This window comes from Peptostreptococcus sp. (assembly GCF_977045075.1).
Map to the genome: position 1 here is coordinate 1 of NZ_CDRRTB010000016.1, position 22915 is coordinate 22915.

Below are 22915 nucleotides of genomic sequence, written 5' to 3' on the forward strand. Positions count from 1 at the left end.
AAAAAATTTGTTACTGCGCTCAGACTATTGTTATCTCTAAAATATCTGGCTTGGTTTGTTTGTGGTTTAAATCAAGTAAGTTTGTCTTACATGGTTTAAACGATTAATCAATTGTCCTAAAAGGACTCATTGAATTAACCTGCTGTTCAATTTTCAAAGTTCATTGTGTCGTTTTTGACGACTCATTAATAATAACACTTTTAGAATTACTTGTCAACACATATTTAAAAGTTTTTTAAATTCTTTCAAAAAAGCTAGCTTTGATTTGAACAAGCCGTACGAATTAGCTATATTCCTACTTTTCCTCCCTTTTCTGGTCATTAATATAGGAGCTATAAACATAAAAAGAGACCGCCTCATTTAACCTACCTCCAAATAATTGATTCTTGGTGTTCTACTCTTGGAGGTCAGTTACGGCCAGTCTCTTTTTTATATATAATACAATTGGCTAAATATTATACTAGTTTATTTGTTTACTATTAGTCACTAATTTGCTTCATTCTAGACCTACTATTAATCACTAGCCTATTTAATTATAGGCCGTTCTTAGCTACTAATCTTCCTAATTACGTGTTTGTTTTTAGTCCCTAAGTATATTTAGGTCCTCACCTGACATTATCTTCTTCATAGTTCTCATGGAGCACATCTTTCCACACATAGTACAAGTATCATGATGCTCTGGTGTAGATTCAGCCCTATACTTTCTCGCCTTTTCTCCATCCATAGCCAGGTCAAACATGGCCTCCCAGTCTATATCAGCCCTTGCCTTGGCCATCTTGTTGTCCCAGTCTCTTGCATGAGGTATTTTTTTTGCGATGTCTGCAGCATGGGCAGCTATCTTAGTGGCTATTATACCCTCCTTCATGTCATCAAGGTCAGGTAGTCTAAGGTGTTCAGCCGGAGTTACATAGCATAGGAAGTCAACGCCGGCAGCTGCAGCAATGGCTCCTCCAATGGCAGATGTAATGTGGTCATAACCAGGTGCAACATCTGTAACGATAGGACCAAGTACATAGAATGGAGCTTCATGACAAAGCCTTTTTTCTAACTTTACATTGGCCTCAATTTCATCTATTGCCATATGGCCAGGACCCTCTATCATTACTTGGACATTCTTGTCCCAGGCCCTTAATGTCAATTCACCTAAAGTAGTCAACTCCTTTATCTGGCAGGCATCTGTGGCATCATCTATACAGCCTGGCCTTAGGGCATCGCCTAGACTCAAGGTCAAGTCGTATTCCTGACATATTTCAAGTAGCTCATCATACCTTTCATAGAATGGATTTTCTGCATCATTTAATTCCATCCATGCATACATTAGAGACCCACCCCTAGATACTATATTTGTGATTCTCTTATTTCTCTTAAATACCTTCATGGCCTCCCTGTTCATACCAGCGTGGATAGTTACAAAGTCTACACCATCCTTAGCATGCTTCCTAACTACATCAAGAAATTCATCCGCTGTTATGTCCTTTAGCTCTTTGTCATAGAAGCCAATTGCATCGTAAACAGGCACTGTACCTATCATGGCAGATGACATGGCTATCAGCTTCTTCCTGAACTCCTCTGTCTTACCGAATGAAGATAGGTCCATGATTGCTTCAGCCTTCATATCTATTGCCTTCTTTACCTTTTCCAACTCCTTGTCTACATCTGGACAGTCTCTTGATATACCAAGATTTACATTTATCTTAGTGCTAAGACCAAGTCCTACACCCTCTGCTAATAGGCTCTTGTGGTTTACATTTGCGGGTATGGCTATCTTACCCTGGGCTACCCTCTCCATCAATAACTGTGGATCCATATACTCCTTTTGAGCCACCCTCTTCATCTGGTCAGTTAGTATGCCCTTTTTTGCTGCTTCCATCTGTGTCTTATACATAATTTGTTTTTCTCCTCTTTCTTCTATATTAATATAGGTTAAATTATTTACTCATTATCAATCTTGTAAAGGGTCTAAATGCCTATAGACCTAAACTCCTCTAATAGGACTCTGGTCCTTGCTTCAGGATCATCCGCCCCAAGTATATCTGATATGGCGCATATACCATCTATACCTGTGCCCCTTAGGTAGTCTACCTTGCCCAGACCAATTCCCCCTATGGCCAAAACTGGTATGTGGATTTTATCTGTCATCTCTCTTATAGTATCTAAATCTACAAGCCCTGAGTCCTTCTTGGTATCTGTTGCAAAAATTGCCCCAACCCCTATATAGTCTGCCCCATACTTTTGGGCCTCTAGGGCCTCTTCCATATTTTTGGCAGATATGCCTACTATCTTCTTATGACCTATGATCTTCTTGGCCATCTGAATTGTCATATCCGACTGGCCCAGGTGGACCCCATCAGCATCTACTGCCAGGGCTATATCTAACCTGTCATTAATCACAAAATCAACTCCGTGCTTGTGGCAGATTTCTTTTAGCCTGAGGGCCCTCTCGTAAAAGTCCCTAGTATCCATATCCTTTTCCCTAAGCTGGACTATCCTTGCACCACCCATGATGCTGGCCTCAACTGATTTATAAAAGTCCTTGCCCTTACAGGCCTTTTCATCTGTTACCAGGTAAATAGGATACTTGTACTCTACCTTTTCTACCTCTATCTTGGCTAGGTCTCTAATGGAGTATTGGTTGAACTTATATATGTTGTTCATTACATCTTCCCTATAGCTAGCAATTCCATTATTTTCTTCACTTTCTCTGACAGCTGCCTCTTCACCCGCTATGGACATGGCCAGGATTCCACCAACTGCACTCACTAGAGGGCTAGCACCCCCTCCTAAAAAGCTGCCTGCCAGGGATGTAATCATACAACCTGTGCCTGTAATATATGATAGCAAGTCAGATTCATTATGAATCTTTATAATATATCTACCATCAGTAATAATGTCTATCCTTCCAGTCACAGCACATACACACCTATGGTCTCTTGCAACCCTAAGAGCAGCATCTATGGCCTCTAGACTATCTGCACTGGAATCTACTCCCTTGGACTTGGTATCCATACCTGAAAGAGACATTATTTCCGAGGCATTACCCTTTATGATAGTAGGCTGTACCTCTGCTAGAAGGTCTACTATTGCCTCATTTCTAAACTGTGTTGCCCCTACCCCAACAGGGTCTAAAACTATGCCTATATTGTGGTCATTTGCAGTCTTTCCAGCCTTTATCATAGTTTTAAGGGATGCCCCATTTATAATCCCATAATTTAATACAAGGGCATCTGAAATTCTAGTCATCTGGTCGACCTCTTCAAATCCATCCCCCATTACTGGCGATGCCCCAATAGCCAGGGTCACATTGGCACAATCATTGATTGTTACGTAATTTGTCACCTGCTCTATTAGGGGCTTTTTCTCCCTTAGCTTTACAATGGCCTCACATAGGTCCTCTATCAAGCTTTCCTTATTCAAATTCAGCACCTCCCTGCTAATTCATTTTTAATCTCTTGCCTTATACAAACCAAACCTTGGTCTCAAACCATACCCAGACTTCTGTATATTTCTCCCATCGGATTTGTAGGCCCACATCCCCTTCCTATGTCTAAGGAGTTTTCTATGGCCATGCTTATAAAATCCTTGGCCCTATATACAGACTCTTCTAGGCCATACCCCTTGGCCACATTGGCTGCTATGGCTGACGAAAGTGTACATCCTGTCCCATGAGTATTTTTTGTTTCTATTCTTTGGTGATCATACCTGTATACCCTAGCATCGGCCGTAACTAAAACATCGCAAGGTCTGTCTAAGAGATGCCCCCCTTTTACCAGGACATTCTTTCCGGTATGTCCCGAGATTAGCCTACCAGCCTCTTCCATACTTTCACAGGAGTCTATCAGAAGCCCCCCTCTACCTATAAGGTTTAATATGCAGGCAGCTTCTGCCAGATTGGGTGTAATCAAGTCTACAAGTGGTATTAGGCCTTCTAGCAAGGCCCTCTTGGCCTGACTATTAAGCAGGTCAAAGCCTGATGTCGATACCATTACAGGGTCTAAGACCACAAAGGGTGGCCTGTATATGTCCATGCAATCCCTCACAGCTTCTATAATATCGATTTCTGACAGCATACCTATCTTGACTGCATCCACCTCTATATCCTCAAATACGGCCCTTATTTGGTCCTTAACCATTGATGCAGAAACCCTTTCTACCCTCTTGACACCCAAGGTGTTTTGGGCGGTTATAGCAGTAATGGCTGACATACCATATACTCCTATGGCTGCAAATGTTTTCAGATCGGTTTGAATGCCAGCCCCTCCACTAGAGTCTGAGCCAGCAATGGTCAGAACTTTCTTCATTTCAATCCCTCCTGAACAATTATTAAGTTTCCAGGAAATAAAAAAACATGCACCCTTTGGTACATGCTTAATAATCCTATTATATATTCTTCCTACGTTGGCATTATCCAAATCAGGTTCTAGGGTCAAGGCTCACATCCTTTTCTCAGCCGATTTATCAGCTCCCCTTCTTATTTAATTTTCTAAACCTATAATATCACAAAGCCTAGCTCCTGACAATAAAAGTTTAAATAATTACTTAGTTTATATTATAACAATCCTGCCAGTATAGGCACAGTCAATATGCTGAGTACAGTCGTCAAGAAAACACACTTTGACGAAAATTCTATACTAGTATTATATCTCTCAGCCATTATAGTGGTAAAGGCTGGCGCAGGCAAGGCTGCTGTGAAGAACAATATTGCCAATGGTAGGTTTTGGTTTACATTTATTCCCAGAACCTTAAATATAACTACCATCACAAGGGGTAGCAAAACCATCCTGATTATCGTCAACCTGTAGGCCTCCTTGTCTGTGAACATATTCCTAACATCATACCTTGATAGGGACATACCAACTACCATCATTGATAGCGGAACTGTTAGGTTGGCAACATATGTTACTAGAGTAAGGACAGGCTTTGGTATTGGTATTTGTAGAAAGAATATAAACATACCTACTACTACAGCTATATTCTGCTTAGTGAAGATTATATGCCTAAGCCTTATGTGGTCCTTCAGGTTGTAGTTTAAGGTTATAAGCTTTATACCTAAAGAAAATATTAAGACATTCTGTACTACATTACCCATGGCCATAAGGAAAAGACCATCTTTGCCATATAGGGCATACATAAGAGGGTATCCAACAAAGGCATTATTAGAAAATACCAGAGCGAATATCCAGCTACCTGACTTGCTAGGATTTACTTTCAAAATTTTAGTAGCATAATAGGCTAGGCCAGATAGGACTAGCTGGAATATTAAAATTGCCACCATTACCTTTATAGCATCACCCAATAACCTAGCATCAAAGGGTCTAACCATTGATAGGGCGATTGTACACGGCATACTCACGTCCACTACCAGATTTGTAAGATCATTGATAGATGAATGTGCAACTATCTTCTTTATACCTATTAGGTAGCCCAAAAATAGGAGCATAAATAATATCAGAACATTAGTAAAAACAACTTGCAAAAAAAATCTCCTCTCTTCTCGTAAAATCACCATAGTAGTATAACATATTGCTTTAAATATATCTAGCTAAAAACCAAAATAATTATATGTTTAAGTTTTTTAGTTTTTATAGGCTTATATAATTAGCTGAAGAGAGGAGAATATTTAATTTTCTATTATGGTTTGTAGACCAGTACCCTTAGGGAGTTGATTACCGCTAAGACTGCTACACCAACATCTGCAAAAATTGCCATCCACATATTCGCTATACCAAGAGTACCCAATACCATGACTAATATCTTTATTCCTATGGCAAGGATTATATTTTGCCATGCTATCTTCTTGGTCATCCTAGATATCCTTATAGCCGTTGGTAGCTTGGCCATTTCATCTGTCATTATTACTATATCTGAGGCCTCTATTGCAGCATCAGATCCTATGCCGCCCATAGACAAGCCCACATCTGCCCTGGCTATTACCGGAGCATCATTTATACCATCACCTATAAAGGCAAGTTTGGCCTGGTCTGGCATATCCTTCATCAGGTCCTCAACTATTTCCACCTTTTGGTTAGGAAGGAGATTTGCCTTGTAGCTGGTAAGTCCTAGGTCGTCTGAAAGTTCTTTTGCTACATCTTCACTGTCACCTGTCAGCATAACCAAATTTTCTACACCCAAGCCCTTTAGGTCTGCAAGGGCAGCCTTGATGCCTGGTCTTAGCTGGTCAGCTATTTCTACACAGCCCTTGTATATCGAATCTACTGCAATATATACCTTTGTCGAAGAATTTTTCACTTCCCTATAATCTATATTTTCCGCTTCCATTAGCCTGGCATTACCAGCTAGGATTTCCTGTCCCTGGTAAACTAACTTAATTCCCTGGGCTGGTATTTCCTGGTATGAAGTTAGACTAGTCTTGTCTAGGTCCCTGACTAGGCCAGCCTCTTGGCACCAAGCAAGTATAGACTTGGCGATAGGGTGGTTAGATGAAGATTCCGCTATACAAGCATATACCATTAGGTCCTTTTCATCCACTCCTTCGGCCCTATTTATATTAATTACCTTGAATACTCCCTCTGTAAGAGTTCCTGTCTTATCAAAAACTATAGTCTTAAGTGATATCAGGGCATCAAGGTAGTTACTACCCTTGACCAAGATACCCTTTGAAGATGCAAGCCCTATACCTGAGAAATAAGTCAAAGGTATAGATAATACCAAGGCACATGGACAGGACACTACCAAGAAAATTAAACCTCTATACAGCCAAGTTTTAAAATCCTGGCCCCCAACAAGGGGTGGCAATAGCATAATGGCTATAGCAAGACCCACGACTATAGGTGTATAGTACTTGGCAAATACACTGATAAAGTTCTCTGTATTAGACTTATTGGCGCTGGCATTTTCCACCATATCCAAGATTCTAGCCACAGTAGAATCCTGGTATAACTTTGTTACCTCTATCTCTATAAGTGCCTCCTTATTGATGACACCTGACAATACCTCATCGCCCTCTCTGGCTGACCTAAGAACCGATTCACCTGTAATGGCAGATGTATCGAGCCTGCTTTGTCCCTTGACTATAAGGCCATCAAGAGGAACCCTCTCTCCAACCTTGACTAGAAGTCTGTCACCGACCTTGACCTCTTCTGGTCTTACCTCAACTACCTGTCCGTCAACTATAAGGTTGGCCACCTGTGGGGCTATATCCATCAAGGCCTCTATATTCCTTCTAGACCTACCTACGGCCAATTCCTCTAAGGCTTCACCCACACCATAGAATAGCATAACACCTACAGCCTCAGGATATTCACCTATGGCTGCCGCACCTGAAGTGGCAACAGTCATCAGAAAGTTTTCATCCAAGGCATTACCCTTTATTATATTTCTGACTGCTGCCAGGATAACATCCTTACCAGACAATATATAGGCGGCGGCTAAAAATGCCAGATAAGCCGGATATGGAAGTCCAAGCCTATTACCTATCATGGCTACAGCATATAGTATAATTGCTGCTATCAAAAAGCTATTTGATTCTTTATGCTCATGTCCGCGTTCTGACTTGTCATCCTCTATATGGTCCTTGTCGGTCTGGTCGCTTAGACCTGCCCTAAAGTCTTCGGCAGTCACGGTTCTTCCTGCCAGCTTTAGGCTTATATCCAAGCCTGGCTCTGTATCGTCGATTATACTTATCAACTGGTCGACCACCTGGTCCTGGTCATATCCATCGCCTATATCTACAGTCAACTTCTTATTTATAAAGTTTAGGTTGGCCCTATCTATCTCCTTCCTGGCCTTGACCTTTTCCTCTATAATCCCTGCGCAGTTGGCACAATTTAGGCCCCCCATTGTAACTTCTACTCTAGTCATAACTAACACCTTCCATTCCTAATATTTCAAAAAATAAAATAATCACTAATAGTACATTTCCTTTATATGGTCTAGACCAAAGCTAAATATCTTGTCTATATGTTGGTCGTCTAGCGAATAAAAAACTGTCTTGCCTTCCTTCCTAAGCTTGACCAGCCTAGCCTTTTTCAAGACCCTTAACTGGTGAGATATAGCAGACTGAGTCATATCAAGTAGACTTGCTATATCACATACACACATCTCACTTTCCAAAAGGGCGTATATTATCTTCACCCTAGTAACATCTCCAAATACCTTAAATAGCTCTACCAAATCATATACCATTTCCTCTGTTGGACTGCCTTCCCTTGCGTCTTCAAGCCTATCCTCATGCAGAAAGTACTCTTGGCATAGCTCTATATTATCATCTGTCAACTTCTTAACTGGCATCTTGTCCTCCTTTTAAGCCTGGGACTTATCTTTATTTATAATATCCTAGTTTCAAATCCTATTTCAAAACAAACATATGAACAACTATTCATATGTTTGTTTTATATAATTATAAACCCTTGCTTCCTATATGTAAAGAGTTTTTTTGATTTTTTTGTATTTAAGTGTAGAATGTAGCTACAAAGGGACTAGTCTTAGGAGCTTTTACACTCCTATCAACTAGTCCCCTTATTATTTTTGTTCTATACTTACTTCTTTCTTTGCCCTTACATTATTATATCTATATCTATCTTGCCTTTCTATATTACTAAGACCCTTGCATGCTCTATATACTTGGTTTTTAAGAAAAGTTATAGTTTCTACTGGGTCACTGCATATACTCTCAAGCTTCCTAGTCTAGGTTTAGCTTCTTGTCTAATATATAGTAAGTGATGATGTACTCTACTGCCAATACAATCAAAGACAAGCCCAAGAATGAAAGTAAGAAATGCGATGAATACTGGGTAGCTATTTCAATTACGTCATTCATTGTCTGGCTAATATTTGTCTGGTCAACACTCTGAAGTAGGTTGTAGTATCTAGCATTGAAGGATGAAAACATCGCATCAAGTCCTGCGTATCCAAGCTTTGTCATTATATACTCTGATACTATAGAGAATACAACAAAGAAGCCTATAGCTGATATGTTCTTATGCTTCTTAAATGCTGGCATCTGACCGAACGAAATCGATGCATATATCAGCATTGTAGAAGATATTATTGAAACTAAAATGTGTACAATAGCTAGGACTATAACTAGGTATGTACCAGGCTTCTTAAATGCCATATTAACAACCTCAATAAAACCTTCGTCTACATTACTAAAATTAAAATCACCAATAAAGTATGCTATCAATATCATTACAAGGACTACCACAAATACTGATAATAAATTAAATATTAAAATAGCTATGGCCTTTGACCAAATAATATTATGGGTAGATGTAGGTATTGTAAACATTAGATAGCCCTCATCCCCTAATAGGGAGCGGTTAAACCTAGTAATTGTAAATACCAAAAGACCAACACTAAGCGCTATCATGCCAAACATGCACAGTAGGCCAGAGCTGAAACCTAAAACCTCAAGAGCATCACTGGATGTCTTTATAGTACTAATAAAGGTAATTGAAGCAGCTATTATAATTGCATACAAGACAAAAAAGAACTTGTATATTGACTTTAACTCATATTTTACTAACTTTCTTAACATCTAAATTCCTCCCTAAAAATAGCATCTATAGACTTGCCATACTTTTCTCTCAAGACCTCTGTTTCCTCGTGTAGTACAACACTACCGTCATTTACAAAGATAACCTCATCACATATTGTCTCAATGTCACTGATCAGGTGTGTAACTATCAGAAGACTGCTTTCCTCTGGCAAGTTTGTCAAAATTGTCTTCATAATATACGACCTAGCAGCTGGGTCAACACCAGCTATAGGCTCATCCAAGATATATAGGTCTGCCTGCCTAGACATAACCAAAACCAACTGAACCTTTTCCTTTGTACCCTTTGACAGGTTTTTCAGCTTTTCATTTAAGCCTATCTTCATATCGCTGAACATCTGCTCTGCCCTCTGTCTATCGAAGTCTTCAAATAGGTCCTCAAAGAAGTCCAAAATATCCTTGACCTTCATCCAATTATTAAGGTAGGTTCTTTCTGGTAGGTAGGAAACCATGGCCTTTGTTTCCTTACCAATCTTCTTGCCCCCAACCAGGATTACACCATCTGTTACTGGCATTAGACCATTTATCAATTTTACAAGTGTCGTCTTACCACACCCGTTTGGTCCTAAGAAGCCAACTATTTTTCCCTTTTCTATAGAAAAGGACATATTTTTCAAAACTCTCTTTTTTCCATATGATTTTCTTACCTGGTCTACATATAATACTGTGTTTTCGCTTATAAGCTCTTCCTTATTTATAGCCATCTCTTATTCCTCCTCAAATAATATCTTTTTGTACGCTTCCACTATATCTTCCTTATCAAATCCAAGTGAATATAGGGCCTCAATTGATTCTCTTATCAAAACCTGACTCATCTTGTACCTCTCTTCCTTAATCAAGTCCAAATTATCTGTTACAAACCTGCCCCTAGTCCTCTGGGAAAATACTAAATTCTGATTTTCTAGCTCCTGTAGGGCCCTTTGTATAGTATTCGGATTAATCTCGTATTCACCTGCCAAGGCTCTTACAGGCTCTAGCTGCTGGCCTGGCTGATATACACCCGCTACAATCTTCTTTTTGATAATATCTATAACCTGAAGATAAAGGGGTATATTGTTGTCAAAAACATAAGCCATATACAAACTCCTTTCTGTATCACTGTATTGTTGTACTAATTCTTTAATACAATGATACATCTTTCTATAAAGTATGTCAAGCACTTTTTTTAAAAAAGTAAAAAAACCTAGATATTCATTTTGAATAACTAGGTTTTTCCTATAGAGGCGACATCCAGATTCGAACTGGAGATCAAGGAGTTGCAGTCCACTGCCTTACCACTTGGCTATGTCGCCATACATAAAATTGTACAAAAAAATGGACCATCAGGGGCTCGAACCCTGGACACCCTGATTAAGAGTCAGGTGCTCTCCCAGCTGAGCTAATGGTCCATGTTGTTGGTAGCGGTAACGGGACTCGAACCTGTGACCTTTCGGGTATGAACCGAACGCTCTAGCCAACTAAGCTATACCGCCATATTATATCTCTATGGTGCCTAGAGGCGGAATCGAACCACCGACACGGGGATTTTCAGTCCCCTGCTCTACCGACTGAGCTATCTAGGCAAAGTGGCGGAGAGGGTGGGATTCGAACCCACGGTGCCTCACGACATCACTGGTTTTCAAGACCAGCTCCTTAAACCACTCGGACACCTCTCCACATAAATTATTAATTATATTTGGCTGGGGATGCGGGACTCGAACCCACGGATGCATGAGTCAAAGTCATGTGCCTTACCGACTTGGCTAATCCCCAATATTAATAGTGAGCGTTCAGTACACTCCCCTGCACGGGCCACATCTTGACCCTCTTAAATCTGTTCATACCAGATAAATTTCAAAAATAAACTTGGTGCGGATGAAGGGAGTCGAACCCCCACGCCAAAGGCGCTAGATCCTAAGTCTAGTGCGTCTGCCAATTCCGCCACATCCGCGCATTTTAGTTTATTCTGTTGGTGGAGGATGGTGGATTCGAACCACCGAAGTCGGTGACAACAGATTTACAGTCTGCCCCCTTTGGCCGCTCGGGAAATCCTCCACGTGGAGCTGGTGATAGGAATCGAACCTACAACCTGCTGATTACAAGTCAGCTGCTCTACCGTTGAGCCACACCAGCATATGTGTATTAATGGCGACCTGGAAGGGGCTCGAACCCTCGACCTCCAGCGTGACAGGCTGGCATTCTAACCAACTGAACTACCAGGCCGCATTTATTGGTGGGAGTAACAGGGCTCGAACCTGTGACCCCCTGCTTGTAAGGCAGATGCTCTCCCAGCTGAGCTATACTCCCACTTCTGGAGCGGGTGAAGGGGATCGAACCCTCACAGCTGGCTTGGAAGGCCAGAACTCTACCATTGAGCTACACCCGCATATAAAAGTGACTCCTAGGGGAATCGAACCCCTGTTACCGCCGTGAAAGGGCGGTGTCTTAACCGCTTGACCAAGGAGCCATATTAGTTTGGCACACTTTTTGTAAGTTTTTTAATGGTTGCGGAGGAAGGACTTGAACCTTCGACCTTCGGGTTATGAGCCCGACGAGCTACCAACTGCTCCACCCCGCGATATTGTAATAAGTGGTGCCGAAGACCGGAATCGAACCGGTACGAAAGTATAAGTTTCGCAGGATTTTAAGTCCTGTGCGTCTGCCAGTTCCGCCACTTCGGCAATACATGGCTCCAAGGGTGGGGCTCGAACCCACAGCCTACCGGTTAACAGCCGGTTGCTCCACCATTGAGCTACCTTGGAATATAAATTGGAGGCGACATCCAGATTCGAACTGGAGATCAAGGAGTTGCAGTCCACTGCCTTACCACTTGGCTATGTCGCCTCATAAAATACTATCTGGGGTGGATAAAGAGATTCGAACTCTCGGTCTCCAGAGCCACAATCTGGCGCTTTAACCAACTAAGCTATACCCACCACAATGGTCGAGGTGAAGGGACTCGAACCCCCGGCCCCATGGTCCCAAACCACGTGCGCTACCAAACTGCGCTACACCTCGGCAATAGTATTTTAAAAAAATATGGTGGACCATCAGGGACTCGAACCCCGGACCTACCGGTTATGAGCCGGGCGCTCTAACCAACTGAGCTAATGGTCCACATAAGTAGCGGTAACGGGACTCGAACCTGTGACCTTTCGGGTATGAACCGAACGCTCTAGCCAACTAAGCTATACCGCCATATTAATGATTTTTATTTAATTTCAAAAAATGGTGGACCATCAGGGGCTCGAACCCTGGACACCCTGATTAAGAGTCAGGTGCTCTCCCAGCTGAGCTAATGGTCCACAATTTTGGCAGGGGATGAGGGATTTGAACCCCCGAATGTATGAGTCAGAGTCATATGCCTTACCGCTTGGCGAATCCCCTATATTAATATAAAGTGGTGAGCGCACAGGGATTCGAACCCCGGACACACGCCTTAGAAGGGCGTTGCTCTATCCAGCTGAGCTATGCACCCACATTTATATTGGAGCGGGAAACGAGATTCGAACTCGCGACTTCGACCTTGGCAAGGTCGCGCTCTACCGCTGAACTATTCCCGCTCATTGAAATATAAAAAATAAACTTGGTGCGGATGAAGGGAGTCGAACCCCCACGCCAAAGGCGCTAGATCCTAAGTCTAGTGCGTCTGCCAATTCCGCCACATCCGCGCATTTTAGTTTATTCTGTTGGTGGAGGATGGTGGATTCGAACCACCGAAGTCGGTGACAACAGATTTACAGTCTGCCCCCTTTGGCCGCTCGGGAAATCCTCCACGTGGAGCTGGTGATAGGAATCGAACCTACAACCTGCTGATTACAAGTCAGCTGCTCTACCGTTGAGCCACACCAGCATATGTGTATTAATGGCGACCTGGAAGGGGCTCGAACCCTCGACCTCCAGCGTGACAGGCTGGCATTCTAACCAACTGAACTACCAGGCCGCATTTATTGGTGGGAGTAACAGGGCTCGAACCTGTGACCCCCTGCTTGTAAGGCAGATGCTCTCCCAGCTGAGCTATACTCCCACTTCTGGAGCGGGTGAAGGGGATCGAACCCTCACAGCTGGCTTGGAAGGCCAGAACTCTACCATTGAGCTACACCCGCATATAAAATTATGACTCATAGGGGATTCGAACCCCTGTTGCCGCCGTGAGAGGGCGGAGTCTTAACCACTTGACCAATGAGCCGCATGCCGACCTCGCCTAGTCAAGGCTTGTTTCAATCACTACTGTTTTGAACAAGTATTATAATATCAAAATTGCCCTTAAAAGTCAATAGCTTTTTCAAGAAAAATTTGTATCCCTATAGTTTTTTCGTAAAATGACTTTTTAATCAACCTTAGACGCTGGAAAAGCCTATACTTTCTCATTTGCTGAAAAGTGTGTTCGCCTATTATCTACACTCTACGACTAAAATTATAAAGATTGTCTTAAGAATATATTATATTTCCGTTAAAGTACTTTTACTTGTTCCTATTTTGGTCTATAATTTTTATGTAATTAAGGAGGGTATTAATATGAAAAAGGTATTAATAATGACCGCCTCTACTGGAGGGGGCCACAATAGGGCTGCAAAGGCCATTATTGAAGAATTAGAAAATAGGACCTACCAGGGTCATAATATAGAATGTAAGATTATTGATAGTTTCAAGCTAGTAAGTACTGCCATGGACAAGCTGATATCAGATGGTTATGAAATATCAGCCAAGTATACCCCATCAGCATATGGACGCATGTACAAGCTATCTGATAAGAAATTTTTTGCCATAAATGAATTTAAGAGCAATCCTATAGCCTTGATACTTGCAAGGAAGTTTAAAAAACTGATACTTGAGGAGGAGCCTGACCTAATAATAGGTACCCATGCCTTTCCGCTAGTAGCCCTAAGTAGGCTAAAAAGGGGAGCCAGGGGTGAGGACCTAGAGGATGCCTTCTCAGAATTTGTGGCCAAAACTAATGAAGATGAGTACAACTTCCCACCACTTATATCTGTCTTGACTGACTATACAGCCCATTCAGCCTACCTACAGAATGAAATAGACTACTATATATGTGGAGATGAGTATGTCAAGGAGCTCCTTATAGAGGATGGTATAGAAGAATCAAGGGTAATGCCTTTTGGTATTCCTGTAGAAAAGTCTTTCCTAGAAAATAGGCCTAGGGACCTAGTTCTTAGAGAATTGGGCCTAGACCCAGAAAAGAAGACCATCCTTTTGATGGGTGGTAGCTTTGGGGCTGGTAATATTAAGGGCACTCTTGAGGATATTTGCCAAATAGACAGGACCTTCCAGGTCCTAGTTGTAACAGGAAGAAATGCCCACCTAAAGAGGTCTCTTGAAAGAAGGATAGAAGACTATAATGGCAATATTGATATAAAGATAATAGGCTTTACAAGGAATATGAACGATATTCTTCCAGCCATAGATATCCTGATCACTAAGCCAGGTGGTCTGACTACTACAGAGGCCCTTTTAAAGGATGTACCTATGGTCATACCATACTTTATCCCTGGTCAGGAGGGTGAAAACCTAGACTTCCTAACTAACTGTGGTGTTGCCATAAGAACTACTAAAAAGTTCTCTATTAAGTCTGTTATAAAGGTCCTACTTGACCATCCTGAAAGACTTGAAAGGATGAAGGACAATATTAGGCTGATTAAAAAGCTAAACTCTGCTGAGAATATAGCAGACCTAGCCCTAGAAATATTTGATAGGTCAAATGTTGACTACCAGTCTATACATTTAAAACAGAACCTATTGACCAAGATAGAAAACAGCATGATGATCAGTAAGAGTGCTATAGTAAAAGCCTGGTCGACATACTCCTTATAAATAGAAAATAGCGTTGAAAGAGAATTTATTTTCCCTATCAACGCTATTTTTTTTACTGAATACACCCCATATCAATGCCACTCACTAAGAGATAATTTTATTATTAATATTTTTTATTTACTTATATAAAAATTTATTATATAAGTATATTCCAATCAATATCAAAATCACTCCTCTGACAGCATAGTTTACCCCTTTATACAAACTATGTTCTTTGGGTATAAGTCTATCAGTAGCTATTGCTAAAATACTACAAGCGATTACTATAAGTTTTATATCCATAAAATCACATCCTTAACTATATTACTAGCTAAATACAGCCTGAATTTAATAAAACCCTTTATAAAATTTTATACACAAAAACCTTTTTATTTTATATAAATAATATCAATATAAACTGTTTTTGTCAAGTATTATTTCTGACTATTTCAAATATTTATTTAGTATTAACGTAATTTTTTTCATAAACAATTATATTTATCATATATCTTAGAATATTATCGATGTTTTTACAAACTTCTAATCTCTTTCAATTCTTTTTCTACATCCTTAGATACAGAGTTTTCTCCGCCCACTATTATTATGTTTTTTATATCACGGTTATTTCTAATATATTCCTTAGTGTCAGAATTTAATTTATTTGCTTTTGTAAGTAAAATTGCAGCATTATTTTTTGTTGCTAAAGGAGTTGATGCTAAAGCATCTGAATAATTTTCTCCATTTGTAATAATGATTGTGTTTATATCTATATTTAAATTCGTTTTAAATCCCTTCGCAATAGAAACTGCTGTCTGATATCTATCCCTTCCTGAAAAACGAATCTTTTCTTGATAATCTGGAACTGAAGATTTACCACCAAAAGCAATTTCAACAATACCGTCTAAACTTCCTTTCATTAAATCCTTAGTAAGTGGATATAGAGGTAACATTGTTTCCTTCCCCTTGTTATATTTATAAATAAAAGGAGATGCTGCAATTGCATCTGAGAAATTAAATCCATTATAAACAGCCGCTAAATCACCATTTATATATTTGTAATTTAAATCCTTTATTTCTAAATTTACCATCCTAGCAGTTTCATATCTATTTTGTCCAGATAATCTAATAAGTCTTTGTCCTAGTTTATCTTCTATATTTTTTGATATAGATGATTCACCACCAACTATATAAACCTTATTTATAAATAAGTTAGATAGGTAGCTATTTGTTATTTCTGGTAGTCTTTCCTTTGAAGTAAACACTATTGGTATATTATATTCGCTCGCAAGTAACCCCCCTGATATCGCATCTGCGAAAGAATCTCCACTTGTCAGTACAACGTATTTTAGTTTAATAGATTCGTCACTACTAAACAATTGCTGGTTAATATTTACAGCTGTCTCGTATCTATCTTTACCTGATATTCTGGTTACGTTTAATTCCTTGCTCTCATCTTTAAAATTGTTCCTACTGTTATCAGCCAATGACATATCACTAAGACTAACCATTGACATTGTCAAAATTGTAGACATTAGTATTAATTTTGTACGATTTAGTTTCATTTTATGTTCCAATCTCCTTCATAAAATACAATGCTTTTGGCAGAATATTTTAATATTTAAAATATGATTTTTTGATACAATTGCGACATTTTTACCCTATTTTAAATGTACAATCTACTTTTTACTATGAGGCTCGTAGTAGTCCTCTTCATAATCAAATTGAAAGTTTCTAGCATTATTCCTAAATACACTGGTATCATTGACCCTCTTGTATCTAGAAGTCTTGCCTAATTTACTTGCCTTGGTCCGGTTGTGTCTCTTCTTGACTACCAGCCCCAGGGCCTTGTTTTCATCATATTCCTTAGCCATATTTCTAACCCTCTCTTGGTCCAAGCTATACTGATCCAAGCAGGCCAGTGCTATCTCCAACTCCTGGTCTAGGTCCATCATATCTCTCTTCTTCCCTCTAGGGCCTTTGAAATCGTCACATCGTCCGCATACTCTAGGTCCCCGCCTACTGGTAGACCATGGGCTATCCTAGTAACCTTAATCCCCATAGGTTTTACTAGCCTGGAAATATACATAGCCGTGGCCTCTCCCTCAATAGTAGGGTTTGTAGCCATGATTATTTCTTTGACACTACCATCGCCCAGCCTTGAAATCAGTTCCTTGATATTTAGCATATCGGGTCCAATTCCATCCATAGGTGATATAACCCCATTTAAGACATGGTAACGACCACTGTAGTCCTTGGTTCTCTCCATTGCTGCCACATCTCTTGGGTCCTCAACTACACATATAGTGGACGGGTCCCTATGACTGTTGGCGCATATAGGACATACCTCTGAATCAGAAATATTACAGCAGACACTACAATACTTTATTTCATTTTTAACATCTACCAGGGCCTTGGATAGGCCTGTTACATCCTTTATATCCATATTGATAACGTGAAAGGCTAGCCTCTGGGCTGTCTTCCTTCCTATGCCTGGTAGCTTTGAAAATTCATTTATGAGCCTGTCAATCGGCTCGCTATAATTCTCCATACTCTTCTATCACCTTCTAAATCCCCACTAGCCAACTAGAAAGGTAGGTTCATACCACCTGTTAGCTTGCCCATCTGAGACTTTTGTAGCTCATCTATTTCTCTCATGGCCTGGTTTACAGCACTCATTACTAGGTCCTCTAGCATTTCTATATCATCTGGGTCCACTACCTCAGGCTTGATGTTGATTGCTACTACTTCCTTCTTACCGTTTACCTTTACAACTACTGCTCCACCACCTACAGAAGCTTCTAGCTCCTTGGCTTCTAGCTCCTCTTGGGCCTTCTGCATATCCGCCTGCATCTTTTGAGCCTGCTTAAGTAGGTTATTCATGTTCATTCCACCCGGCATTCCTCCGCCAAATCCACCTTTTTTAGCCATTATCTTTTCCTCCTAAATTTACACTTTTTTTCATTTATATTCAGCTTATTATTCTCTTAAGCCTTATTCACCCTTTATTTCTAGGGTATCACCTAGAACATCCTCAAGTAGGACCTCTTCTGGACTCTTTTCATCTTCTACTGGGTCTTCCTGGTCAAAATTCATATTTTTCATATCAGTCAACTTGATAAACCTCAGGTCAATCTTTAGACCACATATCCTGGATAAGGTATCCTGTATATAGGCCTTGTTGGCCTCTTCTTCCAACCTCTCTATAGCAAACTCAAACTTATCTTCCAATATTATATAGAGTATGCCATTTTTATATCTTAGACCCTGCTTTTGTATTAAAAAGGCCCTTAGGGGCATCTTCTTATCCGCCTTCATCTGGTCTAGGAACCTGTCCCAGTTTTCATTTATAAGGGCTAGGTCCTCATCGTCTATTATATCAAATTTATCAAGGCTGTCCAGACTTGACTTTGTCACAGGATCCTGACTAGAATATACCTGGCCTGGTAACTGGTTGGCTGCCTGGGCCTGGGCAAGCTGGTTTATCTGGTCTGAAGACAGGTTGGCATTTATACTAATCCTACCATCTTCAACCAACTTTTCTAGCTTTTCCAACCTCTTTGACAGGGCCTGGTCTGACTGGTCCATAGCTGGCGATGCTAGCTTCATTATATATATTTCCAGGGTCATCCTCTGGTTTGTAGAAAATCTCAGCTTTTCAGATAGGTCTGACAGGATAGTTAGTATCCTAATAATTTCCTCTGTATCTATTCCACCTGCGAGGCCAAGTATTTCCTGGACTTGGTCCTTGGTCAAGTCAACTAGGTCACTTGCCTGTCCGAAGATTTTGACCATCATCAAGGACCTGAAAAAATCTGTGATATCCTCAACTAGGAGCCTTAGGTCCTTACCCCACATAAAATAGTCCTCTATCATCTCCATAGACCTACATACATCCGCATCTATTATGGCCTTGGCCATTTCTAGTAATTGACCTGGATCGGATCCACCTAGCAGGTCTAAAACCTGGTCCCCTGTCAGACTACTACCGCCAAAGGATAGGCACTTGTCTAGGATACTTAGAGAATCCCTGACTGATCCTTGGCCATTTCTGGCTATTATCCTAAGGGCATCCTCGTCTATGTCTATAGACTCACTCTGGCATATGCTCCTCATCCTATCTATTAGGTCACCTACAGATACCCTCTTGAAGTCAAACCTCTGACACCTAGATAGGATAGTTGCTGGAATCTTGTTGGGCTCTGTAGTTGCCAGTATAAAGATAACATATGAAGGCGGTTCCTCCAGGGTTTTTAAAAGGGCACTGAAGGCCCCCTGTGATAGCATGTGAACCTCGTCTATTATATATACCTTATACTTGGAGTTAGCTGGTGTATACTTAACAGTATCCCTCAACTCCCTAATATCATCTACACTATTGTTGGATGCTGCATCTATTTCTATAACATCTAGGTTTGATGAATCCAAAATAGACTGGCAGCTTGGACACTGGTTACAAGGGTGGTCTTGGTCACCGGCCTGACAGTTCACTGCCCTAGACAGTATCTTGGCCGTAGTAGTCTTACCAGTACCCCTAGTCCCACAAAATAGGTAGGCATGACTCATACTATTTTCTTTTATCTGATTTTTAAGAGTCCTGACGATATGATCCTGACCGATTACATCATCAAATACTAGTGGTCTATATTCCCTATACAAGGCCTTGTGCATAATGTCCCTCCAAAAAAAATAACAACCCCATTAATGGGATTGTAAATTTATATGTTTAAACTGCACACCATCCCTCGACAAGTACCTACAACCGTTGCTCGTGTAGTTGGCTCCGCACAGGCGTCCCCAAGTCACATGAAAGTGACCACTTACCGCTGCTTTCTTCCGAATCTGACGGGATTCATGGGCTTCCATTGCTTGGGACCCATGCATCAACACTACTTGCACGAGACTGCATTACAGGTAACTTGCCTCCGGATGGAATTCAACCTCGCTAAAGCGGATTGCGAGTTACAGGGCACCGCTAACTCCCCGTCTAGTACAGCAAAATTATAACCAAAATTAATTTAATTATTGATTAACATATCTACATTTAAATCTCGTTAACCATTAAGATGAAACTTACCTTTGTAAATTTTAAGTGCTTGACTTACATTAGTCAAGACATAACTAATGATACCATATGCGAGACAAATATTCAATATTTTATTTTAGCTTTAACCGACCTAGCTTATCGGTAGGTCATGACTATATGAAAACTTTTCCAACTTTTTGTTGACAGTGTATTTTTTTAATGATAGAATTAATAAAAAATATAGAAAAGGAGAAGCATTATGAAAATATCAAAAAATACTATTACAAACAAAAATATAGAAAATAATTCTGCCAACCTTTTCTATTATTATACTTATTAGAGAGTCACATTAGATTTAGTGGCTCTATTTGCATTTGTCAAGGAGCCTCTAATGATGTGTTTGTTTTTTACGACTCCTTACAGTGCAAACTAGTAAGGAGTTTTTTATTTTCATTTGTCGACAAAAAATAAAAAACACAAATATTCTATTTAAAACAAGGAGATATATTTATGTTTAATTTAGTACAACATCGAAAACCAAGTAAAAAGGAAGCTGTCATTAGCATCTTAATAGTATTTTTTATCCTGGGCTTTCCAATGATAGCCATAAGGGATATGGTTCCCCATATCCCTATCCTACTTGCTCTCATTTGCCTTATAGTCTATGGACGTGCCAGGGGCATATCGTTTGACAAGATGCAGGACAGTATGGCTGAGTCAGTTCATACCAGCATGGGGGCTATTTACCTTTTTTTCTTTATAGGAATATTGGTTACTGCCCTTATGATATCTGGTGCCATACCCAGTCTTATCTACTTTGGCCTGAATATTATTTCGTCTAAGACCTTTTACCTATCAAGCTTCTTGGCTACTGCAATAATTGGTATTGCTATAGGATCTAGCTTGACAACTGTAGCAACTCTAGGAGTTGCCCTTATGAGTATTTCAAATGCCTTTGGTCTTAACCCTGCAATTACAGCTGGTGCTATTGTATCCGGTGCCTTTTTTGGCGACAAGATGTCTCCCCTATCCGATACCACAGGTATAGCTGCCAGTATAGTAGGGATTGACTTATTTGACCACATTAAAAATATGATGTATACGACCATTCCGGCCTTTATAGTCTCTGCAATAGCCTTTACCCTTATGTCCCTAGGACAAGATGCAGCTTCTTTAGATGGGATAGAAAGCTTTCGTTCCTCTATTTTAGCTACTGGCCTAGTTCACCCTTACTCACTGCTAGCCTTTGGTGTCCTAATCCTGCTTTCAATCAAGAGGATACCTGCCGTCTTGACCCTTATATACACTAGCCTAGCTAGTCTCTTGATTAGCAAGCTCCACTCTTCATATAGTATGGGCCAACTAGCCAAATTTTTCTTTGATGGCTTTTCTATGGATGGTCTTAGTCAAGATATAGGGTCCCTGGTGAGCCGTGGCGGTATCAGCAGCATGTTCTTCACCATGACTATTGTAATCTTAGCCCTAAGCCTCGGAGGTCTTTTATTCGGCCTAGGTATCATACCAAGCATCCTAAACAGCTTGAACCAAGTATTGGATAGTCCCTCTCGTGTCAGCACATGTGTAGTCGCGACTGCCCTGGGTGTTAACCTGATAGTGGGCGAGCAATACCTTAGTATCCTCTTGGCAGGTAAGACCTTTAAGCCTATATACGACCAATTGGGCCTACATCCAAAAAATCTGTCCAGGACTCTTGAGGACTCTGGAACTGTCATAAATCCCCTTGTACCCTGGGGAGTTTGTGGTGCCTTTTCTACCAGCATGCTAGGAGTGGCTACCCTAGCCTACCTTCCCTTTGCCATTTTTTGCTACACCAGCCTTATACTTACTGTCATTGTTGGACTTACTGGCCTTACTATGACTAGGTCAGACGTCCTTCCTTAGGACTATAAATAAGGCCCCATTTTTTAGTTTGCCCCCAGGACCTTCCTACCATTAAAGTTCTCTTATCCTTTCTCTATATGTATGTATCCAGGTGCCAGCTGATAGGCTGGCACCTGGACGTATTCAAAGTCATCTTCCAAGAGTGTCTCTACACATTAGACAAAATAAAAGGGAGGGCTATACAGGTATTATCGGCTCTATGTCGAATAACAACTGTAAGCAAAAATGAAAATGGGAATAGAGTTTATAAAAAAATGGACTAAAACTAAAGTTTATCATAAGCGCAAAAAAGATTTAGTACATAGAATAAAATTTGTAATGGCGGTATATTCAGATCCAGCATGAACAAGAATAGTAGGACCAACAATGGTTTATATAGACCGTGCTAGGGGAGTCATTATAAGTGGAATGATCAATTTCACACCAAGGATAAGTGTAAGGTTCTATTGGATAGGGCCTCAGTAAGGAGGGTTTATTATGTTAAGAGTAATAATTATTATCTTGGCTTTTCTTATAGCAGTATTTATATGGTTACCAAACTCTTTGAAAAGTCCATTTATAATAAAGAATGAAAAAATAATATTGACAATATTATTCACTATTTTATCTATAGTAAGTATATATTATATAACATAATTAGGAAAGAATCATGACAACCCGTCCAACGGATGGTTTACAGGTTGTAT

At 40.3% G+C, this 22915-nt stretch carries 17 protein-coding genes, 32 tRNA genes, 1 other RNA gene and 1 riboswitch; of the genes, 3 read left to right on the plus strand and 47 right to left on the minus strand.

Features of this window, described 5'->3' with window-relative positions; translation table 11 throughout:
* Positions 1–580 precede the first annotated feature (580 nt).
* From thiC to ACW6OJ_RS02795, 41 genes are all read right to left on the minus strand, one after another.
* The gene (gene thiC / locus ACW6OJ_RS02595) at positions 581–1885 is read right to left on the minus strand and encodes a phosphomethylpyrimidine synthase ThiC (protein ID WP_331616462.1); all 1305 of its coding nucleotides are present in this window, start codon (positions 1883–1885) and stop codon (positions 581–583) included.
* Between the two features lie 74 nt (positions 1886–1959).
* Positions 1960–3414, minus strand: a complete 1455-nt coding sequence (gene thiM, locus ACW6OJ_RS02600; protein ID WP_456095717.1) for a hydroxyethylthiazole kinase — start codon at positions 3412–3414, stop codon at positions 1960–1962.
* Between the two features lie 62 nt (positions 3415–3476).
* Positions 3477–4298 carry a bifunctional hydroxymethylpyrimidine kinase/phosphomethylpyrimidine kinase gene (gene thiD, locus ACW6OJ_RS02605; protein WP_455105517.1) on the minus strand — a complete coding sequence of 274 codons (822 nt, stop codon included), beginning with the start codon at positions 4296–4298 and terminating at the stop codon, positions 3477–3479.
* 72 nt (positions 4299–4370) lie between these two features.
* Positions 4371–4476, minus strand: a riboswitch (TPP riboswitch).
* A gap of 70 nt (positions 4477–4546) precedes the next feature.
* On the minus strand, positions 4547–5473 hold the full coding sequence (locus ACW6OJ_RS02610; RefSeq protein ID WP_456095718.1) for an AEC family transporter: 927 nt from the start codon (positions 5471–5473) through the stop codon (positions 4547–4549).
* Between the two features lie 155 nt (positions 5474–5628).
* The gene (locus ACW6OJ_RS02615) at positions 5629–7818 is read right to left on the minus strand and encodes a heavy metal translocating P-type ATPase (protein WP_456095719.1); all 2190 of its coding nucleotides are present in this window, start codon (positions 7816–7818) and stop codon (positions 5629–5631) included.
* Between the two features lie 45 nt (positions 7819–7863).
* Positions 7864–8247 carry an ArsR/SmtB family transcription factor gene (locus tag ACW6OJ_RS02620; RefSeq protein ID WP_293438012.1) on the minus strand — a complete coding sequence of 128 codons (384 nt, stop codon included), beginning with the start codon at positions 8245–8247 and terminating at the stop codon, positions 7864–7866.
* Positions 8248–8638: 391 nt separating this feature from the next.
* The gene (locus ACW6OJ_RS02625; RefSeq protein WP_314505558.1) at positions 8639–9496 is read right to left on the minus strand and encodes an ABC transporter ATP-binding protein; all 858 of its coding nucleotides are present in this window, start codon (positions 9494–9496) and stop codon (positions 8639–8641) included.
* Positions 9490–10218, minus strand: coding sequence for an ABC transporter ATP-binding protein (locus ACW6OJ_RS02630; protein WP_456095720.1), 729 nt, complete (start codon positions 10216–10218; stop codon positions 9490–9492). Before ACW6OJ_RS02630 ends, ACW6OJ_RS02625 begins: the two co-directional genes overlap by 7 nt.
* Before the next feature lie 3 nt (positions 10219–10221).
* The gene (locus tag ACW6OJ_RS02635) at positions 10222–10590 is read right to left on the minus strand and encodes a GntR family transcriptional regulator (RefSeq protein WP_293430147.1); all 369 of its coding nucleotides are present in this window, start codon (positions 10588–10590) and stop codon (positions 10222–10224) included.
* A gap of 145 nt (positions 10591–10735) precedes the next feature.
* Positions 10736–10806 (minus strand) — tRNA-Cys (locus tag ACW6OJ_RS02640).
* Positions 10807–10829: 23 nt separating this feature from the next.
* Positions 10830–10902, minus strand: a tRNA-Lys gene (locus ACW6OJ_RS02645).
* A gap of 7 nt (positions 10903–10909) precedes the next feature.
* A tRNA-Met gene (locus ACW6OJ_RS02650) sits at positions 10910–10986 on the minus strand.
* A 14-nt stretch (positions 10987–11000) separates the two neighbouring features.
* Positions 11001–11076, minus strand: a tRNA-Phe gene (locus tag ACW6OJ_RS02655).
* A 4-nt stretch (positions 11077–11080) separates the two neighbouring features.
* Positions 11081–11169: transfer RNA gene (locus ACW6OJ_RS02660), tRNA-Ser, on the minus strand.
* A gap of 21 nt (positions 11170–11190) precedes the next feature.
* Positions 11191–11266: transfer RNA gene (locus ACW6OJ_RS02665), tRNA-Gln, on the minus strand.
* 94 nt (positions 11267–11360) lie between these two features.
* A tRNA-Leu gene (locus tag ACW6OJ_RS02670) sits at positions 11361–11444 on the minus strand.
* A gap of 19 nt (positions 11445–11463) precedes the next feature.
* Positions 11464–11548 (minus strand) — tRNA-Tyr (locus tag ACW6OJ_RS02675).
* A gap of 3 nt (positions 11549–11551) precedes the next feature.
* A tRNA-Thr gene (locus tag ACW6OJ_RS02680) sits at positions 11552–11626 on the minus strand.
* Positions 11627–11639: 13 nt separating this feature from the next.
* Positions 11640–11716: transfer RNA gene (locus ACW6OJ_RS02685), tRNA-Asp, on the minus strand.
* Between the two features lie 8 nt (positions 11717–11724).
* Positions 11725–11800, minus strand: a tRNA-Val gene (locus tag ACW6OJ_RS02690).
* A gap of 5 nt (positions 11801–11805) precedes the next feature.
* Positions 11806–11879 (minus strand) — tRNA-Gly (locus ACW6OJ_RS02695).
* 9 nt (positions 11880–11888) lie between these two features.
* Positions 11889–11960: transfer RNA gene (locus ACW6OJ_RS02700), tRNA-Glu, on the minus strand.
* A 35-nt stretch (positions 11961–11995) separates the two neighbouring features.
* A tRNA-Met gene (locus ACW6OJ_RS02705) sits at positions 11996–12071 on the minus strand.
* 13 nt (positions 12072–12084) lie between these two features.
* A tRNA-Leu gene (locus ACW6OJ_RS02710) sits at positions 12085–12174 on the minus strand.
* A 6-nt stretch (positions 12175–12180) separates the two neighbouring features.
* A tRNA-Asn gene (locus tag ACW6OJ_RS02715) sits at positions 12181–12255 on the minus strand.
* 8 nt (positions 12256–12263) lie between these two features.
* Positions 12264–12337: transfer RNA gene (locus tag ACW6OJ_RS02720), tRNA-Cys, on the minus strand.
* Positions 12338–12352: 15 nt separating this feature from the next.
* Positions 12353–12429, minus strand: a tRNA-His gene (locus ACW6OJ_RS02725).
* Positions 12430–12434: 5 nt separating this feature from the next.
* Positions 12435–12511, minus strand: a tRNA-Pro gene (locus tag ACW6OJ_RS02730).
* 22 nt (positions 12512–12533) lie between these two features.
* Positions 12534–12610 (minus strand) — tRNA-Ile (locus ACW6OJ_RS02735).
* Positions 12611–12617: 7 nt separating this feature from the next.
* Positions 12618–12691, minus strand: a tRNA-Met gene (locus ACW6OJ_RS02740).
* A gap of 31 nt (positions 12692–12722) precedes the next feature.
* Positions 12723–12798: transfer RNA gene (locus ACW6OJ_RS02745), tRNA-Lys, on the minus strand.
* Between the two features lie 7 nt (positions 12799–12805).
* Positions 12806–12880, minus strand: a tRNA-Gln gene (locus ACW6OJ_RS02750).
* Between the two features lie 14 nt (positions 12881–12894).
* Positions 12895–12971: transfer RNA gene (locus ACW6OJ_RS02755), tRNA-Arg, on the minus strand.
* Between the two features lie 10 nt (positions 12972–12981).
* Positions 12982–13056, minus strand: a tRNA-Gly gene (locus ACW6OJ_RS02760).
* A gap of 24 nt (positions 13057–13080) precedes the next feature.
* Positions 13081–13164, minus strand: a tRNA-Leu gene (locus ACW6OJ_RS02765).
* Between the two features lie 19 nt (positions 13165–13183).
* Positions 13184–13268, minus strand: a tRNA-Tyr gene (locus ACW6OJ_RS02770).
* 3 nt (positions 13269–13271) lie between these two features.
* Positions 13272–13346, minus strand: a tRNA-Thr gene (locus ACW6OJ_RS02775).
* A 13-nt stretch (positions 13347–13359) separates the two neighbouring features.
* Positions 13360–13436 (minus strand) — tRNA-Asp (locus ACW6OJ_RS02780).
* An 8-nt stretch (positions 13437–13444) separates the two neighbouring features.
* Positions 13445–13520, minus strand: a tRNA-Val gene (locus tag ACW6OJ_RS02785).
* A 5-nt stretch (positions 13521–13525) separates the two neighbouring features.
* A tRNA-Gly gene (locus ACW6OJ_RS02790) sits at positions 13526–13599 on the minus strand.
* A gap of 11 nt (positions 13600–13610) precedes the next feature.
* Positions 13611–13682, minus strand: a tRNA-Glu gene (locus ACW6OJ_RS02795).
* Positions 13683–14011: 329 nt separating this feature from the next.
* On the opposite strand from ACW6OJ_RS02795, the gene ACW6OJ_RS02800 reads away from it, so the two are divergent.
* A complete protein-coding gene (locus tag ACW6OJ_RS02800) occupies positions 14012–15325 on the plus strand; it encodes an MGDG synthase family glycosyltransferase (protein WP_456095721.1) in 1314 nt (437 codons plus the stop codon).
* A gap of 509 nt (positions 15326–15834) precedes the next feature.
* Here ACW6OJ_RS02800 and ACW6OJ_RS02805 read toward each other — a convergent pair.
* The 6 genes from ACW6OJ_RS02805 to ffs form a co-directional block, all read right to left on the minus strand.
* The gene (locus ACW6OJ_RS02805) at positions 15835–16866 is read right to left on the minus strand and encodes a cell wall-binding repeat-containing protein (RefSeq protein WP_456095722.1); all 1032 of its coding nucleotides are present in this window, start codon (positions 16864–16866) and stop codon (positions 15835–15837) included.
* Positions 16867–16980: 114 nt separating this feature from the next.
* A complete protein-coding gene (locus ACW6OJ_RS02810) occupies positions 16981–17256 on the minus strand; it encodes a hypothetical protein (RefSeq protein ID WP_455104326.1) in 276 nt (91 codons plus the stop codon).
* On the minus strand, positions 17253–17852 hold the full coding sequence (gene recR / locus ACW6OJ_RS02815) for a recombination mediator RecR (RefSeq protein ID WP_293430366.1): 600 nt from the start codon (positions 17850–17852) through the stop codon (positions 17253–17255). Before recR ends, ACW6OJ_RS02810 begins: the two co-directional genes overlap by 4 nt.
* Positions 17853–17887: 35 nt before the next feature.
* Positions 17888–18232 (minus strand): YbaB/EbfC family nucleoid-associated protein, encoded by a 345-nt coding sequence (locus ACW6OJ_RS02820; protein WP_007789140.1) that lies wholly within the window; start codon positions 18230–18232, stop codon positions 17888–17890.
* 63 nt (positions 18233–18295) lie between these two features.
* Complete coding sequence (gene dnaX / locus ACW6OJ_RS02825; RefSeq protein ID WP_456095723.1) at positions 18296–19972, minus strand: DNA polymerase III subunit gamma/tau; 1677 nt, start codon at positions 19970–19972, stop codon at positions 18296–18298.
* 60 nt (positions 19973–20032) lie between these two features.
* Positions 20033–20297, minus strand: an RNA gene (gene ffs, locus ACW6OJ_RS02830) — signal recognition particle sRNA large type.
* Between the two features lie 540 nt (positions 20298–20837).
* On the opposite strand from ffs, the gene nhaC reads away from it, so the two are divergent.
* Both nhaC and ACW6OJ_RS02840 read left to right on the plus strand, forming a co-directional pair.
* Positions 20838–22229, plus strand: coding sequence for a Na+/H+ antiporter NhaC (gene nhaC / locus ACW6OJ_RS02835; RefSeq protein ID WP_456095724.1), 1392 nt, complete (start codon positions 20838–20840; stop codon positions 22227–22229).
* 477 nt (positions 22230–22706) lie between these two features.
* Positions 22707–22865, plus strand: coding sequence for a hypothetical protein (locus tag ACW6OJ_RS02840; protein ID WP_456095725.1), 159 nt, complete (start codon positions 22707–22709; stop codon positions 22863–22865).
* Positions 22866–22915: the final 50 nt, after the last annotated feature.

Excerpts from the sequence above, each read along its gene's own strand:
- recR (WP_293430366.1), bottom strand. The coding sequence starts at position 17,852 with ATGGAGAATTATAGCGAGCCGATTGACAGGCTCATAAATGAATTTTCA.
- nhaC (WP_456095724.1), top strand. The coding sequence starts at position 20,838 with ATGTTTAATTTAGTACAACATCGAAAACCAAGTAAAAAGGAAGCTGTC.
- ACW6OJ_RS02800 (WP_456095721.1), top strand. The coding sequence starts at position 14,012 with ATGAAAAAGGTATTAATAATGACCGCCTCTACTGGAGGGGGCCACAAT.
- ACW6OJ_RS02630 (WP_456095720.1), bottom strand. The coding sequence starts at position 10,218 with ATGGCTATAAATAAGGAAGAGCTTATAAGCGAAAACACAGTATTATAT.
- ACW6OJ_RS02805 (WP_456095722.1), bottom strand. The coding sequence starts at position 16,866 with ATGAAACTAAATCGTACAAAATTAATACTAATGTCTACAATTTTGACA.
- ACW6OJ_RS02810 (WP_455104326.1), bottom strand. The coding sequence starts at position 17,256 with ATGATGGACCTAGACCAGGAGTTGGAGATAGCACTGGCCTGCTTGGAT.
- thiD (WP_455105517.1), bottom strand. The coding sequence starts at position 4,298 with ATGAAGAAAGTTCTGACCATTGCTGGCTCAGACTCTAGTGGAGGGGCT.
- ACW6OJ_RS02620 (WP_293438012.1), bottom strand. The coding sequence starts at position 8,247 with ATGCCAGTTAAGAAGTTGACAGATGATAATATAGAGCTATGCCAAGAG.
- ACW6OJ_RS02635 (WP_293430147.1), bottom strand. The coding sequence starts at position 10,590 with ATGGCTTATGTTTTTGACAACAATATACCCCTTTATCTTCAGGTTATA.
- ACW6OJ_RS02615 (WP_456095719.1), bottom strand. The coding sequence starts at position 7,818 with ATGACTAGAGTAGAAGTTACAATGGGGGGCCTAAATTGTGCCAACTGC.
- dnaX (WP_456095723.1), bottom strand. The coding sequence starts at position 19,972 with ATGCACAAGGCCTTGTATAGGGAATATAGACCACTAGTATTTGATGAT.
- thiC (WP_331616462.1), bottom strand. The coding sequence starts at position 1,885 with ATGTATAAGACACAGATGGAAGCAGCAAAAAAGGGCATACTAACTGAC.
- ACW6OJ_RS02820 (WP_007789140.1), bottom strand. The coding sequence starts at position 18,232 with ATGGCTAAAAAAGGTGGATTTGGCGGAGGAATGCCGGGTGGAATGAAC.
- ACW6OJ_RS02840 (WP_456095725.1), top strand. The coding sequence starts at position 22,707 with ATGTTAAGAGTAATAATTATTATCTTGGCTTTTCTTATAGCAGTATTT.
- ACW6OJ_RS02625 (WP_314505558.1), bottom strand. The coding sequence starts at position 9,496 with ATGTTAAGAAAGTTAGTAAAATATGAGTTAAAGTCAATATACAAGTTC.